Origin of the sequence: Halobacillus sp. HZG1, assembly GCF_035818575.1 — a bacterium.
GTDB lineage: Bacteria > Bacillota > Bacilli > Bacillales > Halobacillaceae > Halobacillus > Halobacillus litoralis.
This window is the reverse complement of the sequence record NZ_JAYLVQ010000079.1, coordinates 60,233-79,256: the sequence shown is the minus strand read 5'-3', so window position 1 is coordinate 79,256 and position 19,024 is coordinate 60,233. Positions and strand designations below refer to the sequence as shown.

At 45.4% G+C, this 19,024-nt stretch carries 23 protein-coding genes; 3 read left to right on the top strand and 20 right to left on the bottom strand.

All coding sequences use genetic code 11. The features are described from left to right. Positions 1 to 48: 48 nt before the first annotated feature. The 6 genes from VKA52_RS16660 to VKA52_RS16635 all read right to left on the bottom strand — a co-directional run bounded on the left by VKA52_RS16660 (position 49) and on the right by VKA52_RS16635 (position 4,174). Positions 49 to 1,062 (bottom strand): NAD-dependent epimerase/dehydratase family protein, encoded by a 1,014-nt coding sequence (locus VKA52_RS16660; RefSeq protein ID WP_326316502.1) that lies wholly within the window; start codon positions 1,060 to 1,062, stop codon positions 49 to 51. Then, the gene (locus tag VKA52_RS16655; RefSeq protein WP_326316501.1) at positions 1,059 to 1,484 is read right to left on the bottom strand and encodes an NUDIX hydrolase; all 426 of its coding nucleotides are present in this window, start codon (positions 1,482 to 1,484) and stop codon (positions 1,059 to 1,061) included. The genes VKA52_RS16660 and VKA52_RS16655 overlap by 4 nt, the downstream gene beginning before the upstream one ends. Next, the gene (locus VKA52_RS16650; RefSeq protein WP_326316553.1) at positions 1,477 to 1,980 is read right to left on the bottom strand and encodes a GNAT family N-acetyltransferase; all 504 of its coding nucleotides are present in this window, start codon (positions 1,978 to 1,980) and stop codon (positions 1,477 to 1,479) included. Before VKA52_RS16650 ends, VKA52_RS16655 begins: the two co-directional genes overlap by 8 nt. Beyond that, a complete protein-coding gene (locus VKA52_RS16645; protein ID WP_326316500.1) occupies positions 1,970 to 2,467 on the bottom strand; it encodes an NUDIX hydrolase in 498 nt (165 codons plus the stop codon). The genes VKA52_RS16650 and VKA52_RS16645 overlap by 11 nt, the downstream gene beginning before the upstream one ends. 12 nt (positions 2,468 to 2,479) lie before the next feature. Then, entirely contained in the window at positions 2,480 to 2,869 is a 390-nt protein-coding gene (locus VKA52_RS16640) for a VOC family protein (protein WP_326316499.1), read from the bottom strand. A gap of 444 nt (positions 2,870 to 3,313) precedes the next feature. Then, complete coding sequence (locus tag VKA52_RS16635) at positions 3,314 to 4,174, bottom strand: AraC family transcriptional regulator (protein ID WP_326316498.1); 861 nt, start codon at positions 4,172 to 4,174, stop codon at positions 3,314 to 3,316. Positions 4,175 to 4,406: 232 nt separating this feature from the next. Between VKA52_RS16635 and VKA52_RS16630 the strand changes: the two genes are divergently transcribed. Further along, a complete protein-coding gene (locus VKA52_RS16630) occupies positions 4,407 to 4,976 on the top strand; it encodes a DJ-1/PfpI family protein (RefSeq protein WP_326316497.1) in 570 nt (189 codons plus the stop codon). 41 nt (positions 4,977 to 5,017) lie between these two features. On the opposite strand, the gene VKA52_RS16625 is transcribed toward VKA52_RS16630, so the two are convergent. The 13 genes from VKA52_RS16625 to VKA52_RS16565 form a co-directional block, all read right to left on the bottom strand. Beyond that, positions 5,018 to 5,884, bottom strand: a complete 867-nt coding sequence (locus VKA52_RS16625; RefSeq protein ID WP_326316496.1) for a LysR family transcriptional regulator — start codon at positions 5,882 to 5,884, stop codon at positions 5,018 to 5,020. A gap of 15 nt (positions 5,885 to 5,899) precedes the next feature. Next, positions 5,900 to 6,181, bottom strand: coding sequence for a putative quinol monooxygenase (locus tag VKA52_RS16620; protein ID WP_160915739.1), 282 nt, complete (start codon positions 6,179 to 6,181; stop codon positions 5,900 to 5,902). Between the two features lie 61 nt (positions 6,182 to 6,242). Then, positions 6,243 to 6,911, bottom strand: a complete 669-nt coding sequence (locus tag VKA52_RS16615) for a type 1 glutamine amidotransferase domain-containing protein (RefSeq protein WP_326316495.1) — start codon at positions 6,909 to 6,911, stop codon at positions 6,243 to 6,245. A gap of 191 nt (positions 6,912 to 7,102) precedes the next feature. Next, complete coding sequence (locus VKA52_RS16610; protein ID WP_326316494.1) at positions 7,103 to 7,447, bottom strand: hypothetical protein; 345 nt, start codon at positions 7,445 to 7,447, stop codon at positions 7,103 to 7,105. Positions 7,448 to 7,553: 106 nt separating this feature from the next. Further along, positions 7,554 to 8,108, bottom strand: a complete 555-nt coding sequence (locus tag VKA52_RS16605; RefSeq protein ID WP_326316493.1) for a hypothetical protein — start codon at positions 8,106 to 8,108, stop codon at positions 7,554 to 7,556. Between the two features lie 282 nt (positions 8,109 to 8,390). After that, the gene (locus tag VKA52_RS16600; RefSeq protein WP_326316492.1) at positions 8,391 to 9,974 is read right to left on the bottom strand and encodes a BCCT family transporter; all 1,584 of its coding nucleotides are present in this window, start codon (positions 9,972 to 9,974) and stop codon (positions 8,391 to 8,393) included. Between the two features lie 362 nt (positions 9,975 to 10,336). After that, entirely contained in the window at positions 10,337 to 10,540 is a 204-nt protein-coding gene (locus tag VKA52_RS16595; protein ID WP_326316491.1) for a hypothetical protein, read from the bottom strand. Positions 10,541 to 10,696: 156 nt separating this feature from the next. Next, a complete protein-coding gene (locus tag VKA52_RS16590) occupies positions 10,697 to 11,731 on the bottom strand; it encodes an HAAS signaling domain-containing protein (protein WP_326316490.1) in 1,035 nt (344 codons plus the stop codon). Continuing rightward, on the bottom strand, positions 11,718 to 12,062 hold the full coding sequence (locus VKA52_RS16585) for a PadR family transcriptional regulator (RefSeq protein ID WP_326316489.1): 345 nt from the start codon (positions 12,060 to 12,062) through the stop codon (positions 11,718 to 11,720). Before VKA52_RS16585 ends, VKA52_RS16590 begins: the two co-directional genes overlap by 14 nt. A gap of 156 nt (positions 12,063 to 12,218) precedes the next feature. Beyond that, positions 12,219 to 13,163 carry a ribose-phosphate diphosphokinase gene (locus VKA52_RS16580; RefSeq protein ID WP_326316488.1) on the bottom strand — a complete coding sequence of 315 codons (945 nt, stop codon included), beginning with the start codon at positions 13,161 to 13,163 and terminating at the stop codon, positions 12,219 to 12,221. 91 nt (positions 13,164 to 13,254) lie between these two features. Then, on the bottom strand, positions 13,255 to 14,025 hold the full coding sequence (locus VKA52_RS16575; protein ID WP_326316487.1) for a putative hydro-lyase: 771 nt from the start codon (positions 14,023 to 14,025) through the stop codon (positions 13,255 to 13,257). A gap of 95 nt (positions 14,026 to 14,120) precedes the next feature. Continuing rightward, positions 14,121 to 14,774 (bottom strand): DUF429 domain-containing protein, encoded by a 654-nt coding sequence (locus VKA52_RS16570; RefSeq protein ID WP_160915726.1) that lies wholly within the window; start codon positions 14,772 to 14,774, stop codon positions 14,121 to 14,123. 351 nt (positions 14,775 to 15,125) lie between these two features. Continuing rightward, the gene (locus VKA52_RS16565) at positions 15,126 to 16,496 is read right to left on the bottom strand and encodes a copper amine oxidase (protein ID WP_326316486.1); all 1,371 of its coding nucleotides are present in this window, start codon (positions 16,494 to 16,496) and stop codon (positions 15,126 to 15,128) included. A gap of 346 nt (positions 16,497 to 16,842) precedes the next feature. Between VKA52_RS16565 and VKA52_RS16560 the strand changes: the two genes are divergently transcribed. Beyond that, positions 16,843 to 17,178, top strand: coding sequence for an S-Ena type endospore appendage (locus VKA52_RS16560; protein WP_326316485.1), 336 nt, complete (start codon positions 16,843 to 16,845; stop codon positions 17,176 to 17,178). 26 nt (positions 17,179 to 17,204) lie between these two features. On the opposite strand, the gene VKA52_RS16555 is transcribed toward VKA52_RS16560, so the two are convergent. Next, positions 17,205 to 18,413, bottom strand: a complete 1,209-nt coding sequence (locus VKA52_RS16555) for a hypothetical protein (RefSeq protein WP_326316484.1) — start codon at positions 18,411 to 18,413, stop codon at positions 17,205 to 17,207. A gap of 231 nt (positions 18,414 to 18,644) precedes the next feature. Between VKA52_RS16555 and VKA52_RS16550 the strand changes: the two genes are divergently transcribed. Further along, positions 18,645 to 19,013, top strand: a complete 369-nt coding sequence (locus tag VKA52_RS16550) for a DUF3992 domain-containing protein (RefSeq protein ID WP_326316483.1) — start codon at positions 18,645 to 18,647, stop codon at positions 19,011 to 19,013. The last annotated feature ends 11 nt before the right edge of the window (positions 19,014 to 19,024 follow it).

Below are 19,024 nucleotides of genomic sequence, written 5' to 3'. Positions count from 1 at the left end.
TTAAAACCATTTTTCGCATCATTCAAAATTGTTGACTATGGAATCGATTCAGTTCTCCTGCAGTCTCTTCCACTTTTTCAAGACATCAGCTTCTTGATCCCTAGTTATGCCTGCACCTCTTTCCCCATTCGATCGGTGCTGGTCCCAGTGATACGTGTCCAGAATGGTTTCTTTTAACGGCCGGAACTTCAATCCACACTGAATCGCCTTTGACGCATCCTGACTGAAATCTTTTTCAGTCGGAATCCAGACGGGAAGGTCCTTCCAGGGCTGAATACCTTCCTCCGTCAAAAAAGGTGCAGGTATCCAAGTAAAGGTCACCGCTTCATTCAATGTGGAAGCACACGTGTCTAAAAACTTCTGTATAGTGAGCTTGTTTTCAGGACCGTTGGCATTGAAAATACCTGTGTGTTCTGTTGCAGACAGATGGACAACCCACTCTGCCAAATCCCTGGCATCAATGAACTGAATCTGTTGATCCTTCCGGCCAGGAGCGAGCACTTCCCCTCCCTCAGAGACTCTTGAAGGCCAGTATGTAAAGCGATCGGTCGGATCATGAGGACCTACAATCAACCCCGGTCGGATGATGATGCTCTTATCTTCCATCCTGGTTTGGACTTCCTGCTCACAATGAGCCTTTAAAGGTCCATATAAGGATGGATCAAACGTTTCTTTTCGTTCCGCCTGTTCCAATTCCTCTTTCGTCAAGATCATCCGTTCTGCTGTTTCCTCCAGGTCAGGAACATCCGTAATATCCGGATACACCGAAATAGTCGATATGAACACATACTTCTTTGTCAATCCGGAGAGAACGTCCAGACTCCTGGATACCGTAGACGGTTTGTACCCACACGTATCGATAACCGCATCCCAATTTTGGTCAGCCAGTTTTTCCAGGTCCTCAAGGTTCTCCCGATCCCCGTAAATATTTGTCACCTCTTCAAATAATCCAGGGTTGGTCTTCCCTCTATGAAATATCGTCACCTCATGACCATCGCTTAAAGCTGATTCAACGATGTGCCTCCCCAGAAATTTCGTCCCGCCGATGATAAGCAGCTTCATATACCATCCACTCCTTGTTTCTTTTTTGTCAGCCATTGATTTAAAAAGGGCTGATCTTCAGGAAAAGAGAGCGCGAATTCGATCAAATCATCTTGCGAAACCCAGCGAACCTCATGAATCAGATGGTCAGGATCCTGGATTTGCATTCTTCCACCCGTCACGGTGCAGGAAAAGTATTCGACATGGATATCCGTCTTTCCAATAGCTCCTCTTTTCGTTTGCAAACGTTCCGTCACACAAATGATGTAACCCGTTTCTTCTAAAGTTTCTCTCTCGCAGCATTGTTCAAAGCTCTCTCCATGAACCAGACCTCCTGATGGAACGGTCCATGTTTTCTTTTCTTCCGGATTGCCCTGGAGAACCATCAAAAGTTCATGCTGTTCGTTGATACAGACAGCTGCTGCTCCCCGCCACTCAGCCATCACTTAACACACTGAATAGCAGAGAATCACGGCGCCCTTCTTTCATTTTCAAATGGCCCCGCAAACGTCCTTCCATCTCCATGCCGCACTTTTCCAACACCCGTATCGAACCTTTGTTATCAGGGTGACAAGTCGCCTGAATACGCGCTAAATGAAACGACTGGAAACCTTCACGGATCAATATTTGCGCTACTTCTGTCCCTATGCCCTGGCCCCATTCATCCGGATGTAGGATGTAAGCCATTTCGCCAGTCTGATGAAAAGCATCCAAAATCGTCAGTTCCGCAACTCCAATGAGGTTTTCATCCCCCTCATGCAGGATGGCCCACGCGTGTTTACGAGGTTCCGGCTGCCTGATTTCGTGGACTAAGTGCTGGACATAGTCCTGGGTATCCTTTTCCGTATTCGGCCCCCATGGCTGGTATTGAGAGACCTCTGCTTTCGAAGCATAGGTATGGATCTTCTTCCAATCTTCCTGTTTGAGCTCACGGAACATCAACATGCAGGCTCACCTTCCTTTTCCCATATTCCATGATCTGACCTTGATGGATGGTAAAAAGATGATGGAATGGTTGTTTTTCATTCAAAACAGTATGTAGATAATACGAAACCATCGGGCTGACCCCGTAATTGTCTTCGGAAAGGACCCAGGAAATGTCTTTCCATGCCAGAATACCCTCATCCATCTCCACTGGCTTTGAGTAGACATCATCATCGATGCGAACGACAAACGCCTCCATCCCGCCTGTTCTCCCCCCATCTATTGCCCAGGAAATGGTCCCTTTATATTCGAATAGATGCGCTTCGAGAAAAAGTTCCGTTTCCTCTGCGACTTCACGCTGCATACTAGACAGCGTGGTCTCTCCTTCTTCTATTTTTCCTCCGACACCGTTCCACAACCCTTGGACGGGAGGTGCGTTTCTGTTCAACAGCAGCAATTTTTCGTCCCGCTGGATAAAACAGATGGTATATCCGATTTCCATATTTCTCTCTCCTCAACGATAGGACTTGAATCGGTCTTCCTGGTAGAGACCGGGTACATAGGCTTCCAATAGATTTCCATCCAAATCCCTGAACTTGAAATGCCCTTCACTTCCGCCTTCTAAGACAACGACACTACGATTCACTAGGGTTTTCCTGCAAGCTTCCACGCTGGTAGGAGAGATGCTGAAAACAGGGTGGGTCCCCTCCAGGTTGTCCGGAAGCTCGGTGTGCGTAGACTTTTCGATCAAACAAACCGGGACGCCTCCCTCATGCTCGAGAACCACTGTTTTTCCGTAATCCTTCAACACCCGTAAACCTAGGATCTCTTCATACCACTCCACAGCTTTTTTAATTTCCTTCACTCTCACATTGATTTGATAGACTCCTGTAAAAAGGCTCACGGTCTTTCCTTCCTTTCCCCTATGATCCTTACGATGTTTTTACGATCCCGTTCCTTCATCATATAAAGGGTATTGGTATGATTTTTTTCCTAACATAAAAGAATACTTAGGGTGACAGATAAGATATCAGACGTTAAAGATTCCCTGCCTGCGCCCCACATGACCTGCTTGGACTTTGCGGATGTTCTTTTTATCAGCAATGACGATGCTTAGCCTTGTTTCTTCTCTTCAAAAATTTCCATCTCATGGATGATGACCTTGTCAGTAATCGTTGCAGAAAGCGATGAACACGAGGATAGAAAAACAGCAAGAAACAAAAAATAGGACCTCACGACTCCTCTACCCTTGATAACATGGATACATGATATCTTCTACATTTTTACAATAAAATCCTTTATTCCATAAGAAAAAGCACAATCCGACAAAGGATTGTGCTACTCCGATCTATTTGACTGGAATCCATATTTCCGAGTAATAGTCTTCCTTGTTCGGATTGCCATCGTGATAGACTTCAAGCTCCGGGCCACCGGCATTTTCATAGCCGCTGGATGGAAACCATTCGGAATAGATCTTCTTCCACGTTTCCTGCATGGCATGTGGCATAGCGCCATGCACACCGAAAACCGCCCATTTTGCTTTTGGAACATGCAAAGACTCTAAACCTTGGACCTCTCCCCCTTCATGGGAAGTAGCAATCCAGTAGTCAATGTGGTTCTCTTTTACAGCCGTTTTGTCGACACAGATTCCCAGAAGTCCTTTTACAGGTCCATTGTTCTCTTTCAACAATTTCTGATCGGTGCCATCTCCATTGACTTTCCCCCACATCTGCGGGATGCCTTTCAAATTCTCGCCGTTCACACAGGAAAACTCTTCTTTCATACCAACCACATGAAACGCTTCTTTTTCCACCACTTCATACTCCATCGGATCAGCTCCTTTTAAATTCACCTGGATAACCAGGCGGTTGTATGCGGTCATCTTCCCCCTGTAACTCCGTGCTTCTCGAGGTGATATGCCGTGCTGCTTCCGGAAGGCCCGGGAAAAAGACTCGGGAGTTTCATAGTCATACTTGTAAGCGACATCGACGATTTTCCGATCCCCTTTTCTCAGTTCCTGTGCTGCGAGTGTCAGCCTCCGTCTTCGCAGATATTCTGCAACTGTCGTATCGGTCAGAAGGCTGAAGATGCGCTGGAAGTGATAGGGGGAGGTATAGGCTACCTTTGCGACTTCATCCATGGAGAAATTCTCCAATAAGTGCTGTTCCATGAAGTCGATAGCTTTCTGCATCGATTGAATCCAACTCATGGCTTTCCCTCCCTATGTCTCATTCTATCCATACTTTATCATGAAAACCTGACAGCAAGTGCTTACTGCTGTCAGGTTTAATAAAAAAGACTATTATCAAGGGAAACTTCATATTCAAAAGTCCATGGATATTTTTAGAAAAGAAAAGCCTTTATGACGGAAATATGTGGTTATCCGTGACGAGAATAAGGGTACTAAACCTTAATGTAATTCTACTTTAGGAGGTTGAAAGATGACTGCAAAGAAAGTGTTGATTGTCACCGGAGATGCTGTCGAAGCGTTGGAAGTGTATTACCCTTATTTCCGTTGCCTGGAAGAAGGATTTGATGTCGATATCGCCGCACCTCACAAAAAGAAATTGAATACGGTCATCCACGATTTTGAAGACTGGGAAACATACACCGAGAAGAAAGGGTACATGATTGATTCGGACATGACTTTCGAACAAGTCGATCCGAACGATTATGATGCACTGATCATTCCAGGAGGCCGAGCCCCTGAACATATTCGTATGCATGAAGACCTGCCGGGAATCGTCAGCCATTTCTTCATCGCCGAAAAACCGATCGCTGTCATGTGCCATGGCAGCCTTGTGTTGACAACGATCGCTGACGTCGTAGAAGGTCGCAAGATGACCGCCTATCATGCATGCCGACCTGAAGTAGAGAGTATCGGCGCCACATACATGGATGAAATGAATTATGTTGATGACAACCTCATTTCCGGACACGCATGGCCGGACCTGCCTTCAATCATGAAAGAATTTGTGAAGCAGGTGAAAGGAACAACCGTCAACTCATAAAACAAAGACCGTGTCTTCTCCTCACCAGGGAAGCCACGGTCTTATTTTTTCCACTGTTGAACAATGGACTTGATATTCGGATCCTCGCGCTGATCGATGCGGTAAGCAGCGTATAGAGCGTTCTCTACAGAGGTTTCAGGAAAGAGAATCTGTACTTTTCCTTCTTCTACAGCTTCTTCAATCAAGTATAGCGGCAGCACACTGATGCCCATCCCTCTAACGATTGCCTTCAGGATCGACTGCAGGTTAGGGATGATGTGCTTCGCTTTCACATCCGGGCGTTTGTTGAAATGTTCCCGCCAATACCGGCGAATGATTGGAAGGTCAAGACCGTAACTCAGCCACGCCTGCTCTTTGAGCCAGCCTTCGATATCCTCCAGCTCTTTCTCCACCCTCATATTCATCGGGGCAACAATGACGAATGTCTCTACTTCCAAGTGGGTGTATTCAATGCCTGTGACCGTCTGTTTCTGCGGAGTCATGATCAGATCGACTTCTTCGTTGATCAGCTGGTTCAGAAGCGTGGGAGCCGTACCGAAATGGACAAGATAGCGGATATCCAGGGAACGGACCTTCTCAAGGACTCTCCCTGTAAAAAACTCGACCGGTGAACCCAGCTTGACCAGCGGCATCTCTGAAGGATGGTTAGACGTCTGTTTGATTTCCTGTGTTGTGCTTTCCAGGTTTTCAATAAGAGGCACAAGCTTCGTGTACAATTCCTTCCCTTTATCGGTAGGCACCATTTTTCTTGGTGCCCGAGTAAACAGCGGTTCTCCGACTTCTGACTCCAAGGCAGCCAAATGCTGACTCATCGCCGGCTGGGTCATGAAGCGCGCTTTGGCAGCCGCGGATACCGATCCATGCTTATAGATCCCGATGAAACTACGGTACCATTCAAAATCAATCATCGATTCCTGTTCCTTTTATAACTTCTGCAGTTTATGAACCGTGCGCGATTCGGTGAGTTCGGCTGTCGCCTCACGATAAGCTTGATAATGCTCTGAATCAATATGAGCTTTCAACGCCGCTTCATTTTCCCATGTTTCATAAAAGACAAAGGTCCCGTCATCGTCCAACGAACGGTGAAGGGTATATTCGAGACACCCTTCTTCTGATCGGGATGGTTCAACCGCTTTTTTCATTTCTGCAAGAAGTGCTTCTTCCTGCCCCTGTTTCGCTTTAATAATAGCATTAATTGTAATCATCACTTTTCTCCTTTACCACGAAAGAACCTGCGAGTTAAACTCACAGGCCTCCCGCATTCCTTTATTTTTCAAGCTTGTTGATAACTTCTTTGGCAACGCTGATGGTTGATTGAGGATTCTGGCCAGTAATTAAGTGACCGGAAACTTTCACGTGATCGGACCAATTATCTGCCCCGACGAAGTCTGCGCCAAGCTCACGCAAGCGTGTTTCCAATAGGAAAGGCATGTGTGCATCTAATGTCGTTGCACGCTCCTCTTCATCGGTAAACGCCGTAACCGTTTGTCCTTTCACGATTGGCGAACCATCGGAAAGTGTCACACCAACAAGACCTGCAGGACCATGACAAACCGCTGCCACCACCTTGTCCGCTTCATAAAGGTCACGGATGATTTCATGCAGTTTTTTGTTGTCCGGTAGATCGAACATTGTTCCATGGCCACCCGGCAGGAAAATCGCATCGAACTTGGAAACATCGGTGACGTCATCGATTTTCACCGTGTTTTCCAAATGCTTCGCCGTATCAAGAATTTCCTGAGGCGTTTCGCCACCTTCCAGACTGCGGTCATCCACAGGTGCTTTTCCACCTTTCGGGCTTGCGATAGTCATATCATACCCTTTCTTTGCAAATTCTACATAAGCTTCCCCGAATTCAGAAAGCCAAAGACCTGTGTCCAACTCGTCATTCATCTTGTCTGCCGTCGTAACGACCATTAGTATATGTTTACTCATTTTTCATTCCTCCTGAGGATTTGAATTGGTTTACGTTTCTAATTGTAGAACGGAGGCATGTATAATACAAATTAGTAAATATAGGTTCTTGTATAAATATTTTTATATATCAATCAGTATCCTGCGCGACTGTGTTAACCATCTTCATAAAAAAAAGAAGGCTTAGCTTAAAAGCCAGCCTTCTTCATGTTTTATGCTAATTGACGCTCATAAACGACTTCCTCCGTATTCAAGTCAATCGCATCCACTTTCATATTCAATACTTCATCGGTTTCATTGTTTTTCGAACCAAAGAGGCGGATGAAGTTATGGGAGTTCGTATCCAGGAAATTGACCTGGACGGTTCTGACTTCCCCTTCTTCCACTTGCTGATCCTGAATCCAGCACTCTTTAAACTCCATGGTGGCCTGGCTTAGTATGTAGTCTTCCATCATTTTTTTGAGTTCGGGAAAAGCTAGTCCGTCGTTTTCAACGCAGACCCGGTTGAAGTCGCTGGCGTCTGTGATATGGAAGGTTTGTTTGGTTTCGTTAGGCATGTTGATTCCTCCTGAGTAACGTTTTATAACAACCATTTTCCCCAATAAGAAAAGGCGGAAACCTACTCTACCTTCATACGGAGGACAGGTGATGCTCTCAATTTTGCTAAATACTCAAGTCCCTCATCGTTTTATCTAAGTGGTCCATAGCGTCCTTCACACCATGGGAATATTCCTCCCAGGATTCAGATGGAAACCCACTTTCAAAATTCGCCTCTAATACAGAAACCGCCACATAGATGTTCTCTAATTCCCTATGCAGCTCCAGGAGCTTTACAATCGTTTCCGGAAGAAGCTTACTTGAATCTATCTCTTCTAAAAAGTTAAGTTTTTCTGCTAACCTGTTTATTCTCCACTTGAACATTTCACGTTCCATAGAATTCCATCCATTCCCCTGCTCCATCATATGGTGATTGTTTTCCAAAGAGTATCTGATATCCTTTAAATTTGATTTGATTAATAGAAACTTTGGATAGAGCATAAGAAGCGTTTTATGTTCATTCACTTCATCTTCCTGTAGTTTGTTTCTATTTTGGAAATTAAACGTCAGCAAAACACCTGCCAGAGTCATCAACCCTCCAATGATCCCACCAAGGTAACTTCCATAAAAAGCAATCCAAGTTTCCTCATCCCCGACAACATGGAACCAACGGAATGTCATCAGCTGGTTGGTTAGAATAGGAAGTACTAAAATAACAAGGGAACCAAGCGTTAAGAATAATCTTTTGTTCGATTTCCAGATGGTTTGTCACTTCCTTTTTTAAAAAAATCCTCTTGTTATCTTATGTGTATGAGCTCCGTACACACCTCTTCCCTTCCTGCTGAAATTATTTCAACTGATTAACATCCATTTTATGATGTACGACAAGATTTAGGTTCGTATGTAGATAAAAAACCGCTATTCTATCGATTTTTCAAAGATAGAATAGCGGCTTGATTACATTTAAGATGTTTTCCGTTCTTTTTCCTCAACAGATGCAGGTCTATGACTCTCCGTAATCAGTCCTTGTTCCTCTGCCATCCGTTTTGCAACTTTCGGTGCCAGCCAGACAGGTGGCAGCAATAGCAAGGAAACCGGAACAGCGGTAACGACGATGAAGTTTTGGAGCGTTTGAATACTGCTTTCCCCAATACCGAGAAGGGTTGCAGCGATTCCCCCGAACAACAGCGCCCAAAACACACGAAGGACACGTGGCGGGTGAGTATCACCTGTAATCGTAACTGCGACGGAATAAGACATCGAATCGGCCGTTGTCGCGACGAAGATAATCGTCACCATTAAGAATCCAGCGGCCATGACCATGCCGAATGGTACTTGCTCCATAATCGCCATCACGGCGGCAGGCATGCCTGTTTCATTCAAAGCCGTTGAGACTGCTCCAGGTGATTCCAATTCGTAAAACAAACCAGATCCTCCGACAACGGCAAACCAGAAATTACTTACAATCGGAGCGATGATGGCTACAGCAAGAATCAGCTCACGGATGGTACGACCTCTGGAAATTCGGCTGATGAACATCGCCATCGCCGGTCCGAAACCGAGGAACCATCCCCAGAAGAAGACGGTCCAATAACCGAGCCAGCCACTGTCACCCCGATAAAGACTCATACGCAGGAAGTTCTGGATTTGAAAGGCTTCCGCAGCAATGAATGAATCGATGATGAACATGGTCGGTCCTAAGATGAGCATCCCGATCATTAGAACGACGGCAAAACCGACGTTCAGACGGCTCAGCAGTTGAATCCCTTTATCCACGCCTGAAGCAGCAGAAACGGCAGCAATTGTCACAAGGAAAATGATTACCAGTGACTGCGTGAACAGGGTATCCGGGATGTTGAATAAATAATTCAAAGCATAACCGACCTGTAGACCTAAGAAACCAATCGGTCCAATTGTTCCAGCGGCTACGGCAATGACAGATACAATATCCGCGGCAGCGCCGATGACACTTTTTTTATTAAAGATCTTTTCTCCGACCATCGGATACAAAATGGCCCTTGGCTTCAATGGATACCCTTTATGATAGTGTGCATACATGAGGACAATCGTAGCTACAGTACCTAAACACGCCCACGCGGTAAAGCCCCAGTGGAAAAAGCTCTGGGCTAAACCAGGGACCACGGCCTGCGCACTTGTCATTCCCTCATCAGCGAAAAGTGGTGGCGTCGTTAAGAAATGGTAGATCGGTTCTCCGGCTGCCCAGAAAACACCTCCACTCGCAAGCAATGTGCAAAGGATCATAGAGACCCAGCGGAACCAGCTATTCTCCGGCCGGTCCAATTTTCCTAACTTCACTTTTCCATATTTCGATAAGGCCAGCGAAACGCCCACTACGAAAGTAGCCAGTAGCAGCAGCTGCCAAAAGGCACCAAAGAATGTAACAGAAAAGTCGAACGAGCTTGAGATCCATTCTCCCATCAGGTCTTTATTCAAGAGCGACAAGAGTAAAAATAAGACGAGAAAGCCCCCGCTGATGCTGAATGTGATCCAGTCAATTCTCGTTCTCCTATTCGTTTTTTCGTTCATTATTTTCCTCCTAGGTTTTTTTAACCTGTGATAGTTAATGTATTTTTAAATCTATGACGGATTTACAATGGCTTTGTTCTTTAGACGTTCAGAAAACGAATACTCCTCTTGTTCTGAGACTTTTTTTAACACATAGGGATTAATTATAGAGATGTTCGTACAACTCGTCAAATGGAAGTGAAGCAAGGATTGATAGGATGTGAAAGCATTTGACAGCTGAGGCACCCTAATTTCCTGTGAGCCATAAATCTATAATGTCATGGGGACTGGCCTCTGCATTTCATAGAAAAAAGCAGCTCATGGTGTGCATGAGCTGCTTTTTTCTATGTACAATCCTACTCAATCACATGGAATGTTGAACCTTACTCCGTTTGGCATTCAAAGGAGTAGCTGATCGCCAAAAAACTACTTTCCACTTCTGGAGTCCCTCCGATGTCATAACATTGATTACTAGCGTTGTCGATTTCTTTGCTATTGAAGTAGGACTGCGTGCCTACTAAGAAAATACCCATAAGGATCGTTATTGTACATAGTGTGGATACTACCCATTTTGTTCTATATTCCATAGTCATTGCCCCCTCTATTCCTAGCCCGGTACGAGTGCTACATTTTTGTTGCTCCTTAACCAACTGTTCCCCTTTATCTTAACATCAATAGGAATATTTTGGGTAATACACCCAAAAGATGACCCTGAACAAATCGGGTCACCTTTTTACTCCACCTTACTTTACGAATTCATGATTTAACTTCGTCTTCTTCACGCCTCTTTTGTATTTGATGAATCCATCTATGATGTTCCATAAAGAAAAAATGATGAAGATCGCGGCTATTCTCCAAGCCAGACCAGTCTCGACTTGAGCTGAATTCCATTGGAAAAGATCCGAAATATAGTTGATGAATGACGAAGCGAACAGCTTTTCATCTGTAATGATCCAAACGAATATCCCTATGGATACGCCTTCTTGAATAGTATTGAACCACATGATGCCTTTGCTCCATTCTCTCTTCAATAGCTTATAGAGAGCCAATGCAATTTCCAGCCCGATCACGAGAACGACTCCGGGCCAATAGCTGAGCAGGACTTCCTGGTTCAGAGCCGGAGTAATGAAGGTCAGTCCTTCTCCTTGGTTTTCATAGATTCCTAACAATTGATCCGCGTGGAAGTAGACCGTTCCCCAAATCGCTGTCCAAAGAAATGCTCCATAAACTTCCCACTGGGATATCGACCGTCTCCTTGGAGCACGAGCAACTTTTTTCAAATCTGCGGGTGTCCATTTTTTGCGCGGAGACCTTCTTTCTTCATCTTCTATGCCGATGTCCACACGTTCAATCAGGGCGAAAATGATCGTGATCCAAAAAAATACTTGCATGCCGACGGAAATCACTCGCCAGACGCCCTCACCGACAATAGCTAGGATCATCGTAATCACGTTGCCTTCCTCCACCGTCCCCAAAATATTCTCAGCGACCAGAGTGATTAATGAAATCGTAATCGCAATCGGCAGGATCATTTTTATAAGGGAGATATAGGTATCATAATAACGAGGGCCGATCAGATGCATCGGCTTCTCACTGTATCCATGGGCAAGCTTTACAGGATCGCCCAATTCCTGAAGCACCCCTTTGACGTCCTCCTCTGAAGGGTTCTCAGGAAGCATATCCTCGATCGTCGATCGGATCTCAAGTAAGATGTCTTCACGGTTCTTCTCTGGCAGCCGGCGTTCAACTTCCTGTAAATAGACATCAATCCATTTCATTGTTCTCCTCCTCCAATAAGCGGAACAATTCATTCGTCGCTTTTTTCCATTCTTCCTTCAACGTTTGAAAAACATCTTCCCCATAATCACTCAATACATAATACTTCCGGGGGCGGGACTCTGAAGTATCCCAGCTGCTCGTGACCAGTTCCTTTTTCTCCAACCGGCGAAGCAAAGGGTAAAGCGTACTTTGGTCAATGGTGATGCCTGAATCTTCTAATCGTTTTACGAGAGAGTACCCATATTGCGGCGTCCGCAGCTGACTTAGGACCGCCAATGTCAGATTCCCCCTCCGCTGTTCGGTCAGCAATGAGTTCAGTAGTTGACTCAAAATCTTCACTCCTCTATATACTGTACGACAAACACTATCTACACTTAGTATATGTCATACAGTATTGTATGTGCAACTGTATTTTCATAGATCTATAATAATTGTTCAAACAAAAAAAGCACCTCTTCGGAAAGAGGTGCTTTTGAACATTAAAAATTAATCAAACAGGACACTCACGGAGTGCTCGTGCTGGACGCGCAGCAATGCATCTGCGAGCAGAGGCGCAACAGAAAGCAAGGTCATTTTATCAATCTGTTTTTCTTCCGGCTGGAAGATGGAATTCGTGATGACCAATTCTTTAATTGGAGACTGCTCAATTTTAATGACGGCCGGATCGGATAATACCGCGTGCGTACCGCAGGCATAGATATCATTGACTCCATTTTCATGGAGAATATCAGCAGCTACAGTCACGGTACCTGCTGTATCCATCATATCATCAACGATGATGACATTTTTGCCTTCCACTTCTCCGACGACGTCACGGACTTCTGGTTCCCCGGGTTCTGCTTTTCGTTTATCGATGAACGCAAGGGGGGCATCAAGGATGTTTGCCATCTTTCTTACACGGTTTAAACCGCTTGTATTAGGAGCGACCACAACAAGATCTTCAATGTCTTTCGTTTTGAAGTACTCTCCCAGGATCGGGATTCCCTGCAGCTGATCAACCGGGATGTTGAAGAAACCTTGGATCTGCGGGGCATGCAAGTCTAAAGAGATGACTCTGTCAGCTCCTGCCTTCTCCAGAAGGTTGGCAATCAATTTCGCTGTGATCGGTTCACGGGCACGGGCTTTGCGGTCCTGGCGAGCATACCCGTAATAAGGGATGACCACATTGATCGTTTTAGCGGAAGCGCGCTTCAATGCGTCGACCATGATCAACATTTCCATCACATGCTCATTAACCGGCTGGGAGGTGGACTGAATCAGGTAGATATCGTCACCGCGGACACTTTCTTCGATATTGATCTGCACTTCTCCATCACTGAAACGGACGACTTTACTCTTCCCTAAGGGGACTTCCAGGATTTCTGCTATTTCCTGAGCCAATGGTTCATTGGAGTTTAATGTAAAAAGCTTCATCTGAGATTGTGTATCCATATGTATCGCTCCTGTTTTGTAAAGGTTTTGTTAAGAAAAACTTATCACTACAGGGGCTTTGTTGCAAGTTCGGAATCTCGTTTGGTAAGAGTTACCCATTTTCATAATTCGGATCCAATTGATCGGTAATCAACATATGACCCGGAGCATGGGTAATCATGATTGGTGGCTTCGCTTGAAGCGCCGCATTTTGCGGGGTCACCCCGCACGCCCAAAAAACAGGCATTGCTTCTGCAGCGTCGAATTCGACGGCTTCTCCATAATCCGGATTCTCAAGATCCTTGATGCCGATTTCTTCCGGGTCCCCGATATGGACAGGACTGCCGTGTGATTGTTCAAATCGTTCGGATATGGCAAGGGCCTGATCGACTAAATCGTTCGGGATCGCCCGCATACTGACGACCATATTCCCTTTGAAAATTCCGGCAGGCTCGAGCGGTATGGTTGTGTCGAACATAGGAACGACTTTTTTTTGCTGCTGGTGGAACAAAGGGATTCCTCCATCAAGGAGCGCTTTTTCAAAAGTGAAACTACAGCCGATGAGAAACGTTACGAAATCATCCTGCCATACGTCGGAGATGTTCAGGACTTCTTCTGAAAACTTTCCATCACGGTAAATGCGGTAACGCGGCAGGTCGGTCCGGATATCCGCCTCCGCCACTTTCGGTTCGGTCTGCCCCGCTTCCATTACTTCGACCAAGGGGCAAGGCTTCGGATTCCTCATGCAGAACAACAAAAAATCGAAGGCATACGCTTTCGGGAGGGTCACCATATTGGTTTGAATATATCCTTCACATAAACCGGATGTTGTACCGGTGTTTTCTTCGTTTCGAATGGATGTTCTTTCTTTCAATGGTTTCATGTTGATTGTGTCTCCTTTCCTATTTAAAACTTCCTAGTCATTTAAGGCCCCCACTCTTGCAGGGAGCGAGTGTTCATTTACGCCATTTGAAGGTATCAACAACAAAATTCATAAGGGTGAAGAGGCGGGCATGCCCTGAACAGCCAGGCGGGTTCGTGGTCAGGATCCTGCCAGTGCCAGGCCGCAAGAGCAGCTGCACAAGCGTCGATGGTGTGAGATTCTTCAGCCATTCTTTCCGGTACACCCAGCATTTGTTGTGAATCGAACCATGTTCTTATTCTTTTACGAATCGAGTGGTCCTGTTTGTAGTAAAGCACATCATCGATATTTTCCATTCTTGCTCCCAGGGCGGCTCCAGGATGGACTTCCACGAGATGAATCTCATATGGCGTGGAAAGGCGTTCAATTTCTCTCGTGATCCGGATCCCTCTCAAGGATAAGTACACCATGCGCATCATCGTCGGCGGCATGATGGAGGCCCCTTTCATACCCAGCTCAGTTACAAAGCTTCTCAAGGCTTTGTCGCTTTCCCTGTCTCCTCCCCCGTCTTCATAGGATAATGGAGCGTCTATCCCTATCGTGACGGAATCTCTATTCGCTAAAGACTCTATGTATGTAAGTAAACCATGGTCATTCACAGGTGTTTCATGTTGTTCATAATAAAGCTTGTCTCCCTGCTTCTGAAAATGAACGAGTACGGTGTCTTTCGTGTTACTGGGTCCTGATAAGTCCAAGCCTATGTATTGCATCTGCGGACCTCCTTGTCACTGGTTATGAGAGGGTAAATAATGCAGGATGGATACATTTCTAATCTTTGCTGAAAGTTAGATTGATTATCGACCATCATATCATGATTCACAGGAGTAGATCAGTTTTTTCAGAAATCGGCCTGGATTTCCTTGAAGACTGCAGACGAAAAAAAAACAGGCATCTATATAAAAATAGATACCTGTTAACCCTCCCCCTGTACAAGTGAATAGGTTAAATAATCATCCATGTGAGAGACCAGAAACCTTGTTGACCATGACAAAGCCTTCTGTAAATAATGGAAATATCTATATGACCTGGTGTGGTAAATTTAGTAAATCAAAAACTACCTATTAAGCATTGTTTTTGCTTTTGCGTACGCCGATCATTGCGGCGAATAGGACGGCTGCCATACTTGCGAAAGCGATCATCCAAGCGTTCAATCCCTCATCTGCCGTTCCACCAAGACCTGTGTCCGGCATTTCAGAAGGCATGTCTGAGGCGAACATGTCCGGGTTTTGCGCGACGATGGCACCAGATAGTCCTTCACCTACCCCATACATGTGAGCATACGCTTCACGAAGCTGATCATAAGCAGCATCAAAGTCACCATCTACATAACTGTCAAACGATCCTGTCAATTGGTTTACGTGCATTTGAAGGCCTTCAGCAGTCGCTTCTGCTTCTAATCCACCTTCTGTCGCTGTATCAAGGAACTCGGAGAAATCTGCACGGTAACCGTCGAGAGCCGTCAGTGCTTGTTCTTTGGCTTCTTCATCTCCGGCCCCTGTCGCTTCTACATAGTCAACGAAGTATCCAATATGCTCAGACCACATATCTTCAAACTGCTGTCCGGCTTCATCGCCATAAACAGACGTGATAGCCGCTGTCAGGTCCTCGGTATTATTGCTGAGCGCAGCTGCAGCATTTTCAAAGTCCTCCGCACCATCTCCGCCTTTTTGCATCGCAAGGACGGCAAGGGCTGCGTGCTCAGATAGCAGATGGTTCAAGTCTGCACGAAGATCAGCTGCCGGGGTCGCTGGATTCGTGTTTTCAAATTTATCAGGGAATTGGTCCGTAATCGCAGTGGATAGACCTTTTCCTACTCCATACATATGGTCGATACTCGTGCGTAGTTTTTGATAGGCTTCATCAAAGTCGCCTTCTTCATAATTGTCAAAAGCACCGATCAGCTGATTGACGTGCATTTGCAGACCTTCAGCCAGGGAGGAAGCTTCTAAGCGTTCATCGGTAGCTGATTCCAGGAACATGGAGAAATCTTCACGATAGTCATCCAAGTTACTCAACGCTTCTTCACGTCCAGCTTTATCTTCTTCAGCTGTCGCTTTCACGTAGTCTACAAAATATCCGATATGTTCAGACCACATCGATTCGAACTTCTGGCCAGCTTCGTCTCCATAAACGGAAGCAATCGCTGCGGTCAAATCCTGTGTATTTCCTTCAAGAGCTGCTGCCGCTGCATCAAAATCCTCGGCTCCCTCGATTCCTTTTTGCATCGTTACAACGGCAAGGTAGGCGTGCTCGGAAAGGGATTGATCAAGGGTTGCGCGTAAATCAGCAGCCGGCGTCGATACCGTTACATCTGACATTTTTTCGTGATCTCCGTGATCATCGGCGAATGTAACCGTGGCTGTCGGCAACATAAGTGCTGCAGACATCGGCAAAGCGATTAAAGACTTTTTCCAATTGATTTGTTTTTTCATTTCCAACCACTCCTCTTAATTTTGATTTCACTAAGCTAACGAGAGGAGATGCCATTTGGATCACAAAAAAACAAAAAAAGTTTAAAAAAACCTCAAAACCCCCGTCATATCAACGCATTTCTTCTGAAAAAAAGAGAAAACCACTCACGGAAAGTATCTCTCCGTGAGTGGTTTTCCTACTACCAGGAGGTCATCTTAAGCAATGCATTTAGAAAAGTTTCAAGGATGCAGCCAGGGAGTAGAACAGGAAACTATGAATATTCTATACAGTAAAAAAGACACTAGTCCATACCAAAATGACCTTTTTAACATCTACTAGTAAAGAGAATAAATAAGGAGGATGTGTATGAGTTGTTGTCCTGAACCTCAAGTTGTGACGGTTACTACGTGTAATACATTTAACACGACGGAAGATGCTGCAGGTACGCCTGTGCTTGTTTTCCAACAGACGACGGGAAGTCCATCAGGTTATGTGACGTTGGTTAATTATAATGCAAGTGGTGTTTCTGCTAACGTTAGTACGGACAGCGCCGGAGCGACTATTATCGCAACGGCAGATCCTGATAACAGTGTTACTGTATATGTAGAAAGCCTTCAGGAACTTTATGTATTTTCTACTACAGCTGGAACGCAAGTACTTGGGCAGGTTGTAGTAAACGCCATTCAAACAGCAAGACCATAAAAGAAGAGCCCCTCGGGGCTCTTTTTTTACCATTCTTCTTTTAGAGACAAAGTAGATAAGATTTGGTTTGTACCGGATATCGTTTCTACCACGAGTGTAATCGGATCCGTTCCCGCGAGTTCCAAGTCTAAAAGTTCAGCGGATGCAAGTACACGATTCCCGCCCCCGCCTGCAGCCACTCCCTTGAACACACTGATGCCTCCCACTGGAACGCCCGGGGTCAGGTTTACTTCAAGTGCAGTCTCATTTACGGGGATCCCAGGTACTGCTCCATAAGCTCCTGCAACGGTCCCCCCTAAGATGACTTCATATAATAAGGGAGCGGCCGGAGCAAGATCAAGGCTCTGTAGTTTGACGCTCACCGAGTTCGTACGATTCGAACCAGCTGGAAAAATCGGTTTTCTTCGAAAGCTGATCAATGCCTGTGTAGAAGGAGATGGAGGGGTGGTGTTTCTGGATGCAGCCGTTATACGAAACTCGGGATTCACGTTCCCTAAGATGCTGTACTGCCTGCCCGATACCAGGAGTTCCAAAGGGTTATCAGGTGTTCCTCCATTATCAGCCTCTCCCCGCAGTGGCAGGTTCGGATCTGTAAAACTTGTTTCCATCACAGGTTTATACCGGTGCACCGTGACTACATCCTGGGCAAGAGTGTCCGGATCCTGGACAACTACCCGAAACTCAATGACTCCATATCCGTACCAAGTAAAAACAATTTGAAAGATGTTTCCGTCTGATAGATTCAACGTTAACCCACTCGGACCTGTACCATCCAATGGATCAATATTCCAATTCGTTTGATAGATGATTAAGTCATTAGCTACCGGCGGAGGAGACGGATTCTGCCTGCGGATGGCTACAAAAATACCAGTACTATCCACTCCGAAGAAAGCCCCGTTTTGATCGTCAAACAACCCCCACCTCATAACCTGGTCGCCAGTAGGGACACTGTCTGTTCGAACACCGATTCCAGCTTCTGCTGCAAAACCTGCTAAATAGCGCCCGCGTTCAATGCTTTGTAAATAGGAAACATCGCCTCCAGCCGCTCCTGTCGTAATCTCGTACTCGACTGAATTATTCGTCACTGTTCCTACAGTTATATCCCTTAATTCACTCAAACCATAGACAGACTTCAACTCTACGATTGTATTTTTTTCTGCTACTCTCAAATCGTTAAATTGTGAATTCAATTCTGGACCAATATTTGTAAGCGTGGAAGATTCAACATTTTCCACAGTACTTACACAGATGCACCTTCCGTCATATCCACAATAGGAACAACATGCCATATCAACACACCTTTTAGCTTTTTTATTACTATATTCAAAAGGTAGTTGCACGTGTCCATGCTTATCTCCTATCCATGTTATATCTTTTTGAAAGAGACAAAATCTATGTAAATCCCCAATCAAAATTTTCATCACTACATAAAATGCTACAAAGTGACTGTGTAAGGAGGGCTTCTAATGGTGAGATGTTGGTGTGAGGAGGACGGGGACATGTTCTACTCTGATGATTTTTGTGGAAACTTCACGATTGATTGCGGGGAGGAGCCGGAGTCTGTATGGGAGTCTGAACTTGTAGTCACAGGGACAGTCAGTGTATATTACGCCAAAGGATGCAGCGATGGATTACTGGTTACCATCCTCTTAGATGGAATTCTCCAGCAGTCCTTCATCGTTCCTTTAGCCATAGAAAGTGCTTACGGAAACACGCGGTCTTTCACTGTCCGGGAATTCAACGAAATTCAGATTACCTGCATTGGAGAGGGAGAACAGAGCTGTGCAGGTACTTATTGTATCAATGCCCACTACTTCAGAGATCAAGAATCGTGAAAATATAGAAA